1 pseudogene is annotated in these 571 nt (G+C 55.9%); it reads right to left on the reverse strand.

The features are described 5' to 3' along the window. Window positions 1-571 (reverse strand): annotated as a pseudogene (locus KIO97_RS26905) (type II and III secretion system protein); the annotation flags it as partial.

Genomic DNA, 571 nt, shown 5'->3' on the forward strand with positions numbered 1-571 from the left:
ACCAAGTTCCAATCAATGCCTCGGTCGTGGCCAAGGTTTGAACGAAACTCCAACACTTGAACTTCGAGCGCCACTTGGCGCGTCAATGACGCTTTGGATTGAGCGACAAAGTCGGCGATTTCACGCATGCGTCCAGGTGTGGTGCGCACCACCAAACGTGACAACGACGGCACCGCTTGCACCGAGCCCACTAAGGTCTCTTCATCGCTGTCTTCACCGGTTAAATCGGGGTCAAGCTGCAGCAAAGCGCGCACGCCTAGGGCCACTTCCCCAAATACATCCACATCACTGCTTGACAGTGTGACGTACTGACCGTCGACTTTGGCGCTGCCACCGTCCTCATCCCCTCCTGACGAGCCTTCACTGCTGTCGCCACTGCCGATTTGGTCACTAATCATGCCAGGCGGCAATTCCAGCTCAAAAGTGCGAGAGACAAAGCGCTCCACCTTCAAGGTATCGCCAGATGGGGTAAAGCCCACCTGCAGCTGGCGCTCAATGTCATTGAGTAAATCGGACACACGCCCATTTCGGTCTAACTGCACGCGAGCATTTGGATTGATGCCGGCACCGA

The organism is Vibrio sp. B181a, from assembly GCF_030248375.1.
Lineage (GTDB): Bacteria > Pseudomonadota > Gammaproteobacteria > Enterobacterales > Vibrionaceae > Vibrio > Vibrio campbellii.